Below are 16267 nucleotides of genomic sequence, written 5' to 3'. Positions count from 1 at the left end.
TTGCAAATGAAGTCTTTAGGGAAATGTCAAAGAGGCAAAATGCCTTAGTATAGGAAAGATGATCCTCAAGCTTATTTCCATTTAGACTGAATAGTGAACATAAATGACTGAGAAGGCTGATTTATGCTACTACTTCAAGCTTTCTAAGGTCTGTTTTTTGTCAAAAAATTACATGTTATTGAGGATATTTACTAGTTGGCAACAAGCTAAATTAACAACATGAATTACATTGACGACATACCAAGTGAGTTATTAAATATCGAGAGCTACCCTAATGACGTTAATGTACTCATTGGCCAAAATGGAAGTGGCAAAAGCACTCTGTTGAATGAGCTCTCTAAATACTATTTACGAAATCAAAAAAATGTAATTGCACTCGCCAATTCGATTCATGACAAATTTGACAGTTTACATAGAAATTTTAAAACCTTACGCGGACGCTCAGGTAGAAGGCAGACCCGAACAACGATTAAGAAAGCACTAGAAGCTGTAGGAAAAGAAAAAGAAGAAAACCGACTTAAAAGTGCAACGACCGCCTTGGGCTATGTTGGTTTTGATCCAATGATTGGTTTCAGGCTTGAAAGATTTGCACCTTACAACCTAGAATATGCAGAAGATGATAGAATAAGTCGTTCTGAATTTGAGAGACTTCAATATTTAATTGAGACGACCCAGCGTCAATCACGCTATGAAGAGATTATTTGGCTCGAAACTGAATACTTAAATTTTAATGATTTAGAGAAATCCAATCTTACTGAACTTTTCTATTGGGAATCTTATCTAAAAAAGAAGAAAATTATATCTAGAATTGAAGTTTACCTGAGAAAAGATGGAAGAGAACTCTCTATGCTTAATGCTAGTTCAGGTGAATTAGCACTAATAACTTCAATTGTTTATCTCTCAACTATAATTACAGATAATACTGTAATACTAATTGATGAACCAGAGAATAGTTTACACCCACTTTGGCAAAAGGAATATGCAAAAACCTTACTTGACATTTTCTACTTCTACCAGCCAAAAATCATTATTGCTACTCATTCTCCACTTATTGTTAATGGAGCAGAAATATTCTCAGATTCGGCAAAAATTTTCAAATCAGAGAATTTTTCTTTTACTCTACAAAGTCAAGAGCCTTTAAATATAGAAGAATTGTATTACAAATTTTTTGATATCAGCACACCTGAAAATCGCTATCTATCAAACAGGCTTGTAAGGCTTCTGAATTTGCTTGCTGAAAGGAAACTAGATATTGCCGCATTTAACGAAGAAATTATGAGAATAAGACGTACGTCTTATCAACAAGAACAAAGCGAAGCATTGACGTCTGTTCAGAATCTTGCCCAAGAAATCGTTTCAAATAACAATTAGATGAATTTGACGGAACAGGACATAAAGAATATTGAGTCTGCTATTGAAGCAGGTGGTGATATATGGAATAATCCTAAAGTGAAGGACTTTAAAGATAGAGTAAAAATATACTATAGGAATCTTGGTAATGAACAATGCTGTTACTGCAAAAAGAATTCACATGGAGAATTCAAATTGGTACTTGACATTGAACATATCTTGCCAAAAGGACAACCTGAATTTAGAGAACTAATGTTCGTTCTGACCAACTTGAATGTTGCTTGTAAAAGGTGCAATATGAACGTAAAAGGTACCAGAACGGACTTTGTTCACGACATAAACAATGCCGCTAATAATCATGAAGACTCGAATCAGTATAAATTCATTCACCCAAACTCAGACGTATATTTTGACCATATAGCGTATATCCAGAGAATTGAGAATGACAAAAAGCTCATAAAATATAAGGTGCTGAATAATAGTGCTAAAGGAGAATACACCTACAAATACTTTAGATTAATGGAGCTTGAGATTGACTCTATTAACCAAGCTCAAGGTTTGAAACAAAAATCTGAATTTTCGGAAAAAATAGACCAGTCCATTCAGGAGAGATTAAGAAATGCGTTTAAAAGAATATAAGCTATGTCAAAAAAAATCGATTTAGGAGTTGAAAAAGATCACATTGAATCCCTTACCAAAGCAGGTGGAATAACTGCTATTTCTGAATTGATTTGGAACTCTTTGGATGCAGATGCCAGTGTCATTGAAATTGAAACTAAACGAAACAAGCTTGATGGTATCGAATCAATCACTATCAAAGACAACGGTCATGGTATTGACTATTCTAAAGCACAAGATGTTTTCGGCAGACTTGGTGGCTCTCAAAAAAAATTAAGTTCAACGAGTCCTAACGGACGACATTACCATGGTAAGGAAGGCAAGGGTCGGTATAAATCTTTAGCATTAGGTGATTTGGTTCAATTCAAGAGTACATATAAGAATTCTGACTCATTTAAGCAGTTCACCATTACTTTGGATAGAAACCACCTTTCATATTCTGATTTCAGCGATTTAAAAACTCTTCCAAAAGGCACAGGAAAAAGCGGATTTGAAGTATTAATCCAAAATGTAAATTTAGAACATGCAACAGAAGCGATAGAAATAAGAAACAGAAAGGATATTGAACAGAAATTTGCTTCGTATTGGATTAATTATCCTGATTTTTCAATTTCATTTAACGGTAACAAGCTTGAGTTTGAAAGTTTAATTAAAAACACAGATTCAACAGACGTTCTAATTGAAAAGGAAGATTTAAGTTACAAGTTTGACATAAAGGTTATAGAATGGAATTTTGATATAAAAAAGAAAACTTATTTATGTAATACTAAAGGAGTTCCTTTCAAGGAAATTAATCTTGGGATACGTGCAACTATTCCAATCTCTATTTTCATTCAATCTGTTTATATCGAGAAGTTACACAGGGAAAATATTCTTGATTTACAAGAAATGGACGAAATCGTGCAACTCGCACATGATAAAGCCAAGGTATTTGCAAGGGAATACGTTAGGAAAAGATTACACCAGTACTCAGGCGAATTTATTAAAGGGTTAAAGGAAAAAGGACTCTACCCTTATACCGAAACAGCAGATAGCTTAATTGAAGAATCTAAAAGACAAGTATTTGACATTGTGGCTCTTCAAGTGAATGAGTACTTACCTGACTTTGAAGACCAACAAGATAAAAGCAAAAAATTCACTCTTACACTTATTAAAGAAGCATTAGAGAAAGATTCAAATGCACTAAGAAAAATTCTTACTGAAGTAATTGAACTTCCAGATGAAAAAAGAGAAGAACTTGTTGAAATATTAGAAGAGACTTCTCTTTCGAGCGTCATAGACACAATGACTGAAATAAAGAATAGACTCAAATTCTTAAATGGCCTTGAAGAATTAATTTACAATAAGGAAGAAAACAAAAATGTTTTAGAGCGTAAACACCTTCATAAAATTATCACAAACGAAACATGGATTTTTGGAGATGAATATACTTATGGGGTGGATGATGTGACCTTAAAAACAGTTCTCAAGGAGTATTTGAAACATCTAGGTCGTGAAGATTTTGAAGAGACCGTATCAACAGAAGAAAATGACGAACTTCAAATAATACCTGATGTTTGTTTATGGCGTCAATTTCCACAAGGCATTCCAGGGCAAAAAACTAATTTGATAATTGAACTAAAGAAACCAAGAGTTGATGCGGGACCTGATGAGTTAAGTCAAATCAAACTTTATGCTTCAAGAGTGAGCAGGGACAGAAGATTTCCAAAAGAAAAAACCAAGTGGAAATTTCTGCTTGTAACAAAAGACATTAAGTCAGACATTGAATATGAGCTTGAACAAACAGATAGACGCTATGGACATGTATTAGCAAGCGACCTTGTAGACGTGCATGTTTTAACTTGGGGACATATTATTAGCGAAGCACGCACACGTTTTGAATACATAAAGGAAAAGCTAAATCTTAACCTTATGGACAATGAAAAGAACCTAGAATATTTAAAAACAAAGTATCGTGAATACCTACCAAAAGAATAAAAGCCAGTTGCCAACATTGTATAAGCGTAATGCGGGCTGAATGGCTAAAATTGAGCATCCCTGCTTCTAATAAACTTTGCGGTGGGCGGACTGTGAATCGCTCCGAATCCCGCACTACGCTTATACCTGACCGTTATGTGCAATTTTTATGAACAGAAAAAGTCTTTTAAATCAACTCGAATTAGCATACGCACCTTTGACTGCATATGAATTCGCCATTTTTAAGGACGACAAGTTGATTGATAGAGCGCTTGAGAAAGCAAGTCTTTATCTTATCGGACAAAGACCAGTAATCACCTTTGAAAATGTAGTTCCTGATACGTCCGTATATCAATTGAATTTTGAAATTCATCAAAAAGGCAATTCAAATATTTTAAAATGCCAACTGCCATTTGACCAAGAGGTATTTGGCTTAATAAAAGACAATGTTGTTGATGTGGCATTTAATTTCCTCGACAAGTCTGATAAACAAGATAAACCTCCATTCCAAAATATTCATGGTTTTTCTTTGGTCAGACATACGAATGCAGGAAAGGAATTTATCATTTGGTTTTCTCCAGAAAAGCTTCTCCAAAATTGGTGGAAAGGAAGTATTGATTGCGAAATTGACGGAGACTGGAAATCATTTATTAATTATAAAGTGCATTATGTTGGCAAGGCAACTAAACAAGGTATTTTACAGCGACTGACTGGACATTCTACCTTTCAAGACATACTCTCTTTAGAAGCTCCAATAACTGAAAAGCAATTACCCGCGAATGAAATTGTAATTCTTCCTTTTGAATTCCAAGACAATTTACAAATTCAATCATTTGGAGATGGAGCTGATACAAACGAGATGGTTGCATCATTACTTGGAGAAAATTACCCGGAACAGGAAAAAGTGTTTCTTGATGCTGAAAAGGCCTTAATCAAAGCAATGAAACCATCATACAACAAAGAGTTGTTCAATAATTATCCCGTAAGTAAAGACGGACTTTACCATGATAACTACGATGCCATTTCATACACATTCATTGACCCAATATTTTTGACATATGAAGAAGGTGAAATAAGAAGCGGACTGACTCATATCGGTGGAGACGCAATTATTATATTGGACAACAAAGAGTTTAAACTTGTAAAACATGAATAAAACTGCACATAACAACTAGGTTTTCGTCGCGTGCGCAGCACGAAAGATGAAACCGATGATGCACGGAACCGATTAGGTTCTTATAGGGATTGAGTCGGGATTTTTTGAAGGAAACGAGGTGTTCAATTAGTTTAAAAAGTAATACCTGTCAGAAGATTCGGTATTTATTCAAAAAGAGTTTTAATGTTTTAGCCTTTCTAATACCTTTTGGAGGGGCTTTTTTATTGCATGGGCATAGGTTTCCTTGTAAGATTCCCCAAAAATAGGACAGTTTAAAAGACGACAAAGTCACTAGTTTTAAACTGTAGGAAAAAGAAAGACGTGATTCCTGCAGGTAAATTTACCGAAAGCCAGACCATAATGGTGTAAGAGGCTGCTAGGAGTTTGAAGCCACAAGAAGTGTTTTTTACCTTCCCGTATGACAAACAGACTTGCTCTTTGGAAAGCAAATAATTATTAATCAGGCATTAAGGTCCTGGCAGACATATTCCAGAAGTTTACAAGGATCCTCATCAATCGCTTTTGCTATCAGATAAAGTTCAGCCGCTGTTAGTTTGGTTGAAGGATTATTAGTTAGTTGTCCTATTCTAGAATCACTCAATCCAGTTTTTCTAGCCACTTCTGCTTTATTAATTGATTTTCTTTGAAAAACTTCTCCTAATCGTGTCATTGGTAGATTTTATATAGACTAATGTAGAAAATCTTCAAAAAAATATCGAAAAATGAGATAAATTTTGTTTGATTATGTAGAAATTCTATATATTTTTACTAAAAATCTACAATGTATGATTAGAAATAAAGGCGATACAAAGGAAATGAATCTTCAAATTCATAAAGATCAAGCATTTCAGTATAAATCATCTTTGCTGAAACTACTGGAAAATATTGATCTAGATAAAAATGGGGTAATTCCTTTAAGTGATCTTCAGAATATCTATAAGCTTCTAGACTTTATTTCAGAGATTTCTGAGCTTCCAGAATCTGGTTAACTCCAAATAATCAAAGCTTAACACTTTTCGCTCGGATTGCTCCTTATACGCCAAGGACGATCAATGACTAATCCGGGGAAACTTTTCTCTTAAACCTATTGAATGCCGCCTCTATGGCCTGGTGGAAATCATTGATTTCTGAAAGTATCTTGAAAGTTTGGGTGAATCAAAGCATCATTTACCCAAGATCAATCATCGGACACTAAACTACAATCAGTCCTATGAAAACTTATTCTAACAACAACCCCGGAAGGCATATACCTGCCTCCCCAAAACAACTCTTCAAAAACCTTATCAAGAATCCTACTTGAACTTATTTTTTATCCCTGATTGCTTCCGTATTGCGGGACTATTATTGATGATCAGGGATTGATGTAATCCGTATTTGGGATGAATCTCAGGTGGAATTATCATGGAAATACAGTGGAAATACCATAGAAATATAGCCAGCAAGCTGGCTGAAATAGAAGATTCTGCTATGGTCTGTATTTTGGGCGCCGAAGGCGACCCTATTTCAGGCCGACAAGCCTGTGTTTCCAAGTATTTCAGACGCTAACAGCGGCCCTATTTCATTTCATTTGGCAAAAATGATAAGCCATTCCGCTGCAGAGGATTTTTGCTTATCGATTTCAATTATTTCTAAAACATTGATTGCTTGATCTACACGGGATCTTGGTGGGAATATTATGGAAATACGGTGGAAATACTGTAGAAATATAGCCCGCAAGCGGGCTGAAATACTTGATTTGGAAACGGAATCTAGTATCTCACCGACCATAGGGAGGTGTATCTCACGAAGTGTTTTTCGCTGAAAGCGTATTTCATCTAAGGTACTTTTCCTCCTTCATCCCAAGCAATCATCAAACATTTTAAAGCATGAAAAAAATTCTACTCACATGCTTCCTGGGAGGAGTACGCCCTTTTCAGAAAGCTAAAAAATCAATTAGAAGTCAGTTCCATCAAATAAGTATTCAAAACTTCCATATAGGTGGATGGCTTATCTCGCTCCGAGGAACGAGGAGCATATCTCACGCCGATAGGCGGGTATTTTGCGACCAAAGGGAGTGTATTTCTTCCAATATTCCAGATATCCGATTAAAACTTATAGCACTATGCTTTCTATTGTTCCTAGGATATTCTCCATTATCAATGAGTCAAGTTGCTGATTCACCCCCGGGAATCGATTTAGTTAGTGTCGATTCCCAATCCCCCGGGCGGGAAGAGTACAGCACTCCCGCCCATCCTTTGGAGCTGGGCCTTTTGATAGCTGGTCTTGATCAGGAGGATAGTTTGGATTCTTTGGCTTCCTCTTCATTCCATTCAATTGCCAGCTTGGAAATCGATGGGGGACCGGTCTTGTCTCGACAGTCTGAGGCCTCTACACTGAAAAGGGATGGAAAGCTTGGCTTAAATGAATATCCTAATCAAAACACAGTCCTGATCTATGGTGAGCTGATCAATCCGGATTCTTTGGGGCCATTGTCATTGAAAATCACCCCTTATTATTTTTCTCCCCGGACGACTTTTCTTCAGGAGGAAGTTTTGGTTCGTACGGAAAAAGGCGAATTCTATGATGGGGTGATGAACCCGAGAACAAAAAAGTTTGAAACGCTGGTTCCACTTTCCCATCGTCCGGGCTACCTGTCTCTTTTCCTGGGCAGTCGCCCCCTTTTGGAAGATTACTTGGTCTTACCTGGTGATAGTATCAAAGTTAAATTGGACCTCAGTAGAAGTGTGGTGGTTTTTGCCGGAAAGAACAAAGACTTCTATGAGGCTCAATATGCCTTGAAACGTCTGGATCAAAGGCGGGTATTTGATTCCCCAAGGCAATTAATCATTCCTGAATCCAGCTCTTTGCTCAGTCGACCCGGAAGCCAGGAGAAGATCGACTATTTCAGGGGCAGGTTTGGTGCGGAGCTTTTGATTCTTCAGCCGGGAAAAGAGAGTCTCGATTACCTGATTGATCAGGCGAATAAGGCAGAAGAAATATTGGGGCCTAAATTGGAAATGCTGGACTTTTTTAAGGCTAAACTCAGCCCTTCGGAATGGGATCTTCTCCGGGCCGAAGTCTATGGGAGCTTCTATTACAGCATATTTTCCACTTTTCGGAAATTCCATTATCCCTATGTGCAAAACAAATTCGGTGCTGAAGATCAGGAAAGCTACGGGCAGCGCTTGGTTGAATTGGTGGATAGCGTAGGGGACTTAGAGTTTGACTATGAGTCTAAGCTGATTTCAGCCTCTTTTTTGGACCTTGAATTGGAAAGACTGATTCTGACTGCACTCTGGGAAAAAAGGTCATTTATAGAACTGGTAGAGGAAAACCATTCCGGAGAACTGGCAGATCGACTACAGGCGGCCTACCTATCCAATTACCTTGCATCCCACACCGGGCAGGAGGAAATACTTCTCAATTACCTGTCTCAAACCGAATTCAGTCCATGGAAAGATCGGATAGAAAATCTCAAAAGGGCTACCATTCCTGGGGAAGTCATTGAGGAAGCCCAATTGATCAGTCTTACCGGAGATACGATTCTTGTTTCAGAGTTATCGGAAGAGCCAAGTCTGGTTTATTTCTATTTCTCTACCTGCTCTCACAGCGCCAGCTATTTTAAAAATTATCTATTCCCCCTTTATGAGGAATTAAAATCTGAGGGGATCAAACTGATAGCCATATCGGTAGATGAGAATCCCGACCTGTGGAAGGAGCGGATTTCCAAATATTCAGATCCTTCTATTCCTAATTATAACCTACGGGGACTTTCCAAGGAGCGCTGGAAGGAGCTCTATGAAATCACTTCATTTCCAAGGGTCATGTTTCTGGATAGTCAATCCCGGATTCAGTCTTTTGATATCAAGCATTTGGGGGAAACCCAGGATGAACTTCTTCGGGAATTCCGAAAAAAATTCAGCGATGTAATAACCACTAAAACCAATAATACCTTATGAAATCAAAACTTATACGATCATTGACAGTCCTGATGGCTTTGCTCTTGTTTTTTGGCAAGTCCATGGCTCAGGAAAAAGAACGAGAAATCAGAGGCAGGATCCTGGATGCAAAAGACCGGTCTCCACTACCGGGGGTCAATTTAATTCTGAAGGGTAGTACTTCAGGGACAATATCAGATGATGAGGGGAATTTTATCCTCACCCTTCCGAATGAGGAAGTGACGCTTCTGGTCAGTTATATTGGATATCAAAGTCAGGAAATTTCCATTGGTACAGATCAAAGTGCATTGGATATCCTTCTGGAAAGTTTGGACTTGAATCTACAGGAAGTGACCGTAGTATCAACGGGTTTTCAGGAATTACCTCTTTCCCGTACCACTGGGTCATTTGTAGGATTGAATCAGGAATTGGTGGACAGAAGGGTATCTACCAATTTGATTGACCGCCTGGAAGATGTCACACCCGGATTGATTTTTAACAGGGATATCAGTGGGATTGAGCCGGGAGAAAGTATCTCTATCAGGGGAACAGCGACTCTTATTTCATCCGCGGAGCCTTTGATCGTGGTCGATAATCTGGCCTATGATGGTCCCCTTTCCAGCATTAATCCCAATGATGTGGAGAGTATTACGGTACTCAAGGATGCGGCGGCTGCCTCGATCTGGGGAGCAAGAGCAGGAAACGGTGTAATCGTCATTACAACTAAACAGGGAACTTATGGGAAGCCCATGCAAGTCAGTTTAACTTCCAACTTCACCACTTTCGAGAGAGCAGACCCCTTTTATGAACCTAGGATGTCCATCAGCTCGCTTATTGACAAGCAGCGGGAACTCTATGAAAGCGGGGCATTCAACAGCTTGATCAGAAATAGAAGAAATCCGGTCTTACCACCCTTGGTAGAGACGCTATATGCATTTGATCAGGGTTTGATATCAGAGCAGGATAGGGATATTGCCATTGAGCAATTCAGGAATTCTGATATCAGAAGGGATATAGACCGCTATTTAACCCGTCCGGCCAGTCAGCAACAATATGCTCTGAATGTCAATGGTGGAAGCAGAAACCATCATTATCAGGTCAGTGTAGGCTATGATAAAAACCTGAATTCAGAAATCGCCAATGATTTTTCAAGGTTGACTTTATCTACCCAGCAAAGCTGGAAAATCCTTAGGGATAAGTTGAATATCAATACCGGAGCATATTGGGTTCAATCCGAATCTTACAACGGGATGCCGGCGGTAGGAGGCTTGTTTCCTTATGAGCGTCTGGCTGATGAGAACGGAAACCCTACTGAGGTTTATCAGGATTACAGTGTACGTTTCAAAGAATCAGTTGATGGCCTTTTGCCGCTATCTTGGGCTTACCTTCCATTGGAGGAAATTGGGAGAAGCACAACCATAAACCGGTCTAATGATTTGCGGCTTTTTGGATCCCTGAATTACAGGATTTTGGAAGGCTTGGACTGGTCAGCTAATTATCAATACTGGACCAATCGTTCTCAGACCAACAGAAATGATTCTCCGGACTCCTATGCAGCACGTCATCTGATCAATTCATTTGCTCAGCCTCTTGGAGAAGGTGAAGTTGATTTGCCAGTCCCTTTGGGAGGAATTTTGGATCAACGTATTTCCGATGCCTTCAGTCATACCATTCGTACACAGCTCAACTATCAAAAATCCTGGACTGATCATCGATTGAATATTTTCGGTGGAGGAGAATTGAAGGATTTCCAAGCTGAGTTTTTTGGTAATAGCTCTTATGGCTATATCGCTGAAAATGGTTCTTCGCTTCCGGTGGATTACATTACTCGGTTTGTTAATCAGGGCTCCAACAGATCCCGTAATATTCCTTTTACAGAGGAATTTGGAGGCAGTGTTACTCGATTTGTTTCAGCTTTCGGAAATCTTGGTTATTCCTTTCGGGACAAATACCTGTTGAATGCCAGTTTTCGTAGAGATGCATCTAATCTTTTTGGAGTAAATACCAATCAGAAGTCTGTTCCCCTTTGGTCAGCGGGACTGGGTTGGGTTTTGTCCGAAGAGGATATGTTGAACTGGGACTGGGTGGATTTTCTGAAATTCAGAATAAGCTACGGGTTCAATGGGAATACCAATCCCAATGCTACTGCTATTTCAACTGCAAGAAGGTTTGTTGCAGCTCAAAATTTGATTTCTAGGCTTCCGTTTTTAGCTGTTCAAACTCCACCCAATCCCGAGCTTAGATGGGAGCGAATCAAAATAGTCAATGCAGGTTTGGATTTTGAGCTGCTGAATTCCCGAGTTGCAGGATCTGTGGAATACTTCCAAAAAAGTGGTCTGGACCTGCTGGGAAACATTCCGATTTTCATTTCATCCGGATTTACAGATGCTACACTTAACTATGCATCAACCCAAACCAAAGGATGGGATTTTGTGATAAATTCCGTGAATACAAGGGGAGTAGTCAAGTGGGAAACCAATTTCTTCCATAGCATTTTGAATGATCAGGTAATTGAAGTTGAAAATTTGCCTACTGCCAACCAATTGATCAATTATAGTCCAGCTCTTCCAACCCCTGCTATTGGTAGACCCCTGTTTTCGATTTATAGTTTTGAATATGCCGGATTAGACCCCAATGACGGAGCACCTTTGGGTATAGTCGATGGAGAGCCCAGCAGGGATTATTCCACCATTTTCAATGATGCTACTCCCGAAAATATTCAGTTTCATGGTTCGGGTCGGCCTACCAATTTTGGTTCATTTAGAAATACGGTCCGGTATAAGGGCTTTAGTATTTCAGCCAATATCACCTATCGTTTGGGATATTTTGTAAAAAGACCGGGTGTGGATTATGTGGATATTAACAGGGGAGGATTTGGGCATGCCGACTATGACAGAAGGTGGCAACAGACAGGAGACGAGCTAATCACTGATGTGCCTGCTGACCCCGGCACGATTGATCCACTTATGACTGGCTTTTACCTCAGTAGTGGGGCGCTTGTTGAAAAAGGTGACCATGTCCGCTTTCAGGATATCCGTTTGGCTTATAACTGGAATAGAGAAAAAGCATCTGGTTTTCCTCTTCAAAACATCGAAGCCTACCTCTATGTCAACAATTTGGGCATCATTTGGAAGGCCAGTGATATTCTACCTGATCCGGATTTTCAGGTAAACCAAAATTTACGATCCATTGCATTAGGTTTTAGAGCCTCATTTTAAAGTATGCCCAGGGGTAAAAGGGACCAGAGTAAAGCTTTCCTCATCAGAATCCCCGGTTTATGGTTTAGCCACCCCGGGCTTTTTATCAACTATCAAAAAGAATTGACAATGAAAAAAATAAGAATATTAGCTATTGGAATCCTGATTGTAGGGATTCAATCCTGTGCGGAGTTTTTGGACAGCAAACCCAATCGAAACTTGGTGATTCCTGAAAGTCTTGATGATTTTCAGCAAATGCTTGATGCGGAGACGCGGGGTTTAAATACCTATTATATTAATGGGTTATTCAGCTCAGATGATATTTACTTCAGTGAAGGATTATTGAATCTCCTTAGTTTTAGCCAAACAGCGCATTATTTTTGGGAACCTGAGCCTTATCTTCCTGATGAGTGGGATGCCGGATTTGCTACTTCCTACCGAAAAGTCCTGTATGCCAATTTGGTTTTGGAAGGTTTGGAAGATTATGAGCCCGAGAATGAAGTAGAACAGAATAGGGTATTGGAATTGGAATCCTCAGCCAGGTTTTATCGGGCGCTGGGTCATTATGAGGTATTGATGCATTTTGCTCCTCCTTTTGATCCTAATCAGGCAAATCAACCTGGGATTCCCATCCGCTTGAGCTCTGATATCAATATAAAAAATGGTCGTTCTACCATGAGGGAGTGTTTTGACCAAATCATTGAAGATTTGGAGTTTGGTCTGGATTATTTACCTAGTCAATCGGAGATACCCACACGACCCTCTCTTTGGGCAAGTAATGCCTTTCTTGGAAGGATTTATCTCAATATGTTGGATTATGAAAAGGCTTATAGGTATTCAAAAGCTGCATTGGATATAGATGATTCCCTAATGGATTTTAAGGAGATTGAAACAGACCTTCCTTACTCTTTTGAAATATTCAATGAGGAAGTGATTTTCTATCAGAGGCACCTGACCTCCAGGCATACCACCAATGGAGGAGCCTTTGTCAATCCTGAATTAGTTGAGCTTTATGACAGCATGGATTTAAGAAGGACCTATTTCTTGTTACCCAGTTCCGAGGAGGGGCTTTTCAATTTCAGGGGGAATTATACAGGTGATTTCTATCACTTTGGGGGCTTTGCTGTAGATGAAGTAGTCTTGAACCTTGCGGAGAGTGCATACAGGATTGGACAGGAGTCAGAGGCATTAAACCACTTGAATGACCTACTTGAGAATCGTTATGACGAAGGTTTTGAACCTTTAGTTGATTTATCAGGGATGGAGTTGCTTGAAAAAATAATAGAAGAGCGGCGAAAGGAGTTGGTATTTAGAGGATTGCGATGGTTAGACTTAAAGCGCTTGAATCTTTATCCTGAATTGGCAGTCACTTTAAATAGGAGTTTTAATGAGCGTCAGGAAAATTTACCACCTAATGATCCTCGGTACGCTTTTTTGATCCCTCCAGCGGAGATCAATTTGAACCCCATGGAGCAGAATAGAAGATAAAATTCCAAAGGGAGGAGCTCCCCATAAGGAAGTTCCTCCACTTGAATTATGGCTGAGCCAGAGGCAAAGAACCATTTTTGATGAATTCTCCTTGTTCTACCTCTTGAGAGGTAGACATGGGGTCTTCAAAAGAACAGGTTTCCTGAACGGATTCATTACACTCATAGGTGTTTGGACCTGGAGTGACATCGGTTAAGTCATACCAGATTTCTACACCGGGGGCAGGGTCTTCTGCATACCGCTCCTCCGGATTATGGGCGAAATTCATCGCCATGGCTAGGCTAGCTCCCAGCATTAATGCCAGTGCCGGAAGCAGTTTTCTTAATTTATTCATAGTTGTGGACCCTTTTTTAACCAATCAAAAAGGGACAAAACGTTTCGGTTGTTTGCCTACTCTGATGAGGGTTTTCGGCTTCTCCCTATCTGCTCATCGGTATTGGTCTGCTTCTCACCCAGGCCATCGAGAAGAATGAGCGCTTATTGAATTCTTGAGACTTGACTGTTTCTATCGAAATGAAAGTCTTTTTCCGACTCCGAATGTCACCTTCGGAGGCCGTGGGGTAATAATGAATTTCTTAACTTTAATCATGGGAATTCAAACCGTTAATTATCTTTTTTAGACATCTTGCTTTTCTATTTGATACATGATTTTTGCATCAATTGAATTATTTTAAATTGGCGATGATTTAATTTGGCTTATGTGTTAAAGGTCAGTCTCTGTTCTGACTCTTTAAAGAGGTCAGGCAGTAGCCTGACTTCTTTTTTTATCATTTGATTAGCTTATTCTAGCACTTCTTTTTTTTATTCCATATCCATTTCATCAGCAATAGAATTTCCTTTAGTTTCAATCACCTAGAAGTGGTTTTTTATAGTTTGTGTCATTTTCTGCTCTTGACACATGGAGAGGTCAGGCTTACGTCTGACTTCTTTTTTTGTGTAATTTTAGTCTCTGTGAATATACCAAAAATGGAAAGTGTCATTAAGCTCAGGTTTAGGATCATATGGGCGCCCCATCCCATGGAATCCAGAAGTCCGGCACAGTTGCAGGGTACTCTGGGAAATGCACCTACCCAAATCAGTCCCACATAGCTAAGGAATACCGTCAGCAAGAGCAGGCTTCCCAAATAGCCCCACCAGCGGCTGATGCTACATACCAGCAGGATGGCCAGGAGTATCTCGGCGATGGGTACGGCATAGCTTAGGACTTCTGCAAGCTCGGACGGAAAGGTTTGATTGTGAAAAGCTTTTCGACTCTGCTCAAATCTGATCAATTTGTCTAGGCCGGTATAAGTCCAAAGAAAGGCCAGGAGGTAGGAGGGAAGTAGTTTGATGAGGCTTGGATTTTCCATTTCATTGACGATTTGCGGAAAAGCTAGAAAAAATGGAAATGAAAAATACCCCACTGGGGTAATGGTGACTTTTTTTGCGACAATGTCGGTATTTTGGCCTTTTTGATATAGTTTTTTGATTAATTGTTTGGTTTTTAGGGATTTGACTTCTAAAATCAACTATACAATAAATGAAAACCCGAGACTATTTAGTCTTGATAGGCTTTGTTTTGGGAGTTTCAGTTGAGTTTGGAAAAGGGGGGAATTCACGCTGTACACGGGGAGATGTCCTTTCCTAGGTACCTTTTTGAAAGGGTAGGTGATTTGTAGTTCTTTTTTACATCTAACTTATTAATCTATGGAAACTATTTCATGGAAACCTGTTCAACTCCGGGTCTTATTGGGCTTGGAGGGAAAGGCGGATATTTCTGCTTTTCAAAAACTGGGGGAGTATTTGACGCTCTCAGAATTACCTGAAAAATCTGTAATCCGACATGCGGGGGAAGTTGAAACACAGTCTCATGTCCTGATAGATGGCCTGGTGGGAATGTATCAAAGCCGAAAACTGGTGCGTATGTTTTTTCCCGGGGATATGTTTTTGGATTATGAGTCTTATCAATTGCAGGTTCCGAGTCGATTTGAGTTTCGGGCTTTGTATGGCTCCGTTTTTACCAATTTGGATTTTGAGCAAGCAGAATTGGTCTTGAAAGAAATCCCGCAAATGAAATCAGTCTCGGAGAACCTGATCAAAAGGGTTCGGCATGCCAATGAGCAGTGGATCGCTTTTACCCAACTGCATCATTTGGAAAAGTTAAAGCAGCTAGAAGCCAAGAACCCGAAAATATTATTTGATCTGAAAGATCTGGACCTGGCCAATGTGTTGGGAACGAGTGATCGGACTGTTCAACGAATCCGAAAAAAACGGAAAGAGGAAGAAAGTATATCCGGCAATTTGAAGGAGCGGCTTCAGGTAGAGTTAAAATATCCTTTTGGCGCTGAGATTCATCCTCTTCATAAATCCATTATTGGTCAAACGATCACTTGGGCAACGGTCTTTCATAATTTGTTGAGAGGTTCGGAAGAGTTAAAGGTTTTTCAGACTCAAAAACTGGGGCTTTTATCCTGCTATCTGTATCCTGAGACCGAATTGGATACCGCTGTTTGGATCGCCAAACTCTATACTTGGCTCTTTTATCTGGATGATATGACTGATCATATCCCGAAAGGACAGAAAAGTCAGTTTTGGAATTGGGTGAC

12 protein-coding genes are annotated in these 16267 nt (G+C 39.4%); 9 read left to right on the top strand and 3 right to left on the bottom strand.

The window, feature by feature from the left end:
* Positions 1-219 precede the first annotated feature (219 nt).
* The 4 genes from G457_RS0114710 to G457_RS0114695 all read left to right on the top strand — a co-directional run bounded on the left by G457_RS0114710 (position 220) and on the right by G457_RS0114695 (position 5080).
* Positions 220-1371, top strand: coding sequence for an AAA family ATPase (locus tag G457_RS0114710; RefSeq protein ID WP_026947152.1), 1152 nt, complete (start codon positions 220-222; stop codon positions 1369-1371).
* Positions 1372-1989: a hypothetical protein gene (locus tag G457_RS0114705; protein WP_026947151.1), complete on the top strand. Its 618-nt coding sequence runs from the start codon at positions 1372-1374 to the stop codon at positions 1987-1989.
* A 3-nt stretch (positions 1990-1992) separates the two neighbouring features.
* Positions 1993-3945, top strand: coding sequence for an ATP-binding protein (locus G457_RS0114700; protein WP_026947150.1), 1953 nt, complete (start codon positions 1993-1995; stop codon positions 3943-3945).
* A gap of 148 nt (positions 3946-4093) precedes the next feature.
* On the top strand, positions 4094-5080 hold the full coding sequence (locus tag G457_RS0114695; protein ID WP_026947149.1) for a hypothetical protein: 987 nt from the start codon (positions 4094-4096) through the stop codon (positions 5078-5080).
* Positions 5081-5540: 460 nt separating this feature from the next.
* Here G457_RS0114695 and G457_RS0114690 read toward each other — a convergent pair whose 3' ends face one another.
* Positions 5541-5750, bottom strand: a complete 210-nt coding sequence (locus tag G457_RS0114690) for a helix-turn-helix domain-containing protein (protein WP_026947148.1) — start codon at positions 5748-5750, stop codon at positions 5541-5543.
* 115 nt (positions 5751-5865) lie between these two features.
* Here G457_RS0114690 and G457_RS0114685 point away from each other — a divergent pair, with 115 nt between their 5' ends.
* From G457_RS0114685 to G457_RS0114660, 4 genes are all read left to right on the top strand, one after another.
* A complete protein-coding gene (locus G457_RS0114685; protein ID WP_026947147.1) occupies positions 5866-6069 on the top strand; it encodes a hypothetical protein in 204 nt (67 codons plus the stop codon).
* Between the two features lie 1149 nt (positions 6070-7218).
* Complete coding sequence (locus G457_RS0114670) at positions 7219-9018, top strand: TlpA family protein disulfide reductase (protein ID WP_026947145.1); 1800 nt, start codon at positions 7219-7221, stop codon at positions 9016-9018.
* The gene (locus tag G457_RS0114665; protein ID WP_026947144.1) at positions 9015-12215 is read left to right on the top strand and encodes a SusC/RagA family TonB-linked outer membrane protein; all 3201 of its coding nucleotides are present in this window, start codon (positions 9015-9017) and stop codon (positions 12213-12215) included. Before G457_RS0114670 ends, G457_RS0114665 begins: the two co-directional genes overlap by 4 nt.
* A 108-nt stretch (positions 12216-12323) precedes the next feature.
* Entirely contained in the window at positions 12324-13682 is a 1359-nt protein-coding gene (locus G457_RS0114660) for a RagB/SusD family nutrient uptake outer membrane protein (RefSeq protein ID WP_162142709.1), read from the top strand.
* A gap of 46 nt (positions 13683-13728) precedes the next feature.
* On the opposite strand, the gene G457_RS0114655 is transcribed toward G457_RS0114660, so the two are convergent.
* Entirely contained in the window at positions 13729-14016 is a 288-nt protein-coding gene (locus G457_RS0114655; protein ID WP_026947142.1) for a DUF6520 family protein, read from the bottom strand.
* 544 nt (positions 14017-14560) lie between these two features.
* Complete coding sequence (locus tag G457_RS22305; protein WP_155847171.1) at positions 14561-15031, bottom strand: MauE/DoxX family redox-associated membrane protein; 471 nt, start codon at positions 15029-15031, stop codon at positions 14561-14563.
* A 337-nt stretch (positions 15032-15368) separates the two neighbouring features.
* On the opposite strand from G457_RS22305, the gene G457_RS0114640 reads away from it, so the two are divergent.
* On the top strand, positions 15369-16267 hold an 899-nt coding region (locus tag G457_RS0114640; RefSeq protein WP_026947141.1), incomplete at its 3' end, for a hypothetical protein.

It is taken from the genome of Algoriphagus marincola DSM 16067 (genome assembly GCF_000429405.1).
GTDB classification, from domain to species: Bacteria; Bacteroidota; Bacteroidia; order Cytophagales; family Cyclobacteriaceae; genus Algoriphagus; species Algoriphagus marincola.
The sequence above is the reverse complement of the archived record's forward strand: the minus strand, read 5'-3'. Positions and strand labels throughout refer to the sequence as shown.

Coding starts and splice junctions, on each gene's coding strand:
- G457_RS0114690 (WP_026947148.1), bottom strand. CDS start 5,750: ATGACACGATTAGGAGAAGTTTTTCAAAGAAAATCAATTAATAAAGCA.
- G457_RS0114660 (WP_162142709.1), top strand. CDS start 12,324: ATGAAAAAAATAAGAATATTAGCTATTGGAATCCTGATTGTAGGGATT.
- G457_RS0114665 (WP_026947144.1), top strand. CDS start 9,015: ATGAAATCAAAACTTATACGATCATTGACAGTCCTGATGGCTTTGCTC.
- G457_RS22305 (WP_155847171.1), bottom strand. CDS start 15,031: ATGGAAAATCCAAGCCTCATCAAACTACTTCCCTCCTACCTCCTGGCC.
- G457_RS0114655 (WP_026947142.1), bottom strand. CDS start 14,016: ATGAATAAATTAAGAAAACTGCTTCCGGCACTGGCATTAATGCTGGGA.
- G457_RS0114705 (WP_026947151.1), top strand. CDS start 1,372: ATGAATTTGACGGAACAGGACATAAAGAATATTGAGTCTGCTATTGAA.
- G457_RS0114670 (WP_026947145.1), top strand. CDS start 7,219: ATGAGTCAAGTTGCTGATTCACCCCCGGGAATCGATTTAGTTAGTGTC.
- G457_RS0114700 (WP_026947150.1), top strand. CDS start 1,993: ATGTCAAAAAAAATCGATTTAGGAGTTGAAAAAGATCACATTGAATCC.
- G457_RS0114695 (WP_026947149.1), top strand. CDS start 4,094: ATGAACAGAAAAAGTCTTTTAAATCAACTCGAATTAGCATACGCACCT.
- G457_RS0114685 (WP_026947147.1), top strand. CDS start 5,866: ATGATTAGAAATAAAGGCGATACAAAGGAAATGAATCTTCAAATTCAT.
- G457_RS0114710 (WP_026947152.1), top strand. CDS start 220: ATGAATTACATTGACGACATACCAAGTGAGTTATTAAATATCGAGAGC.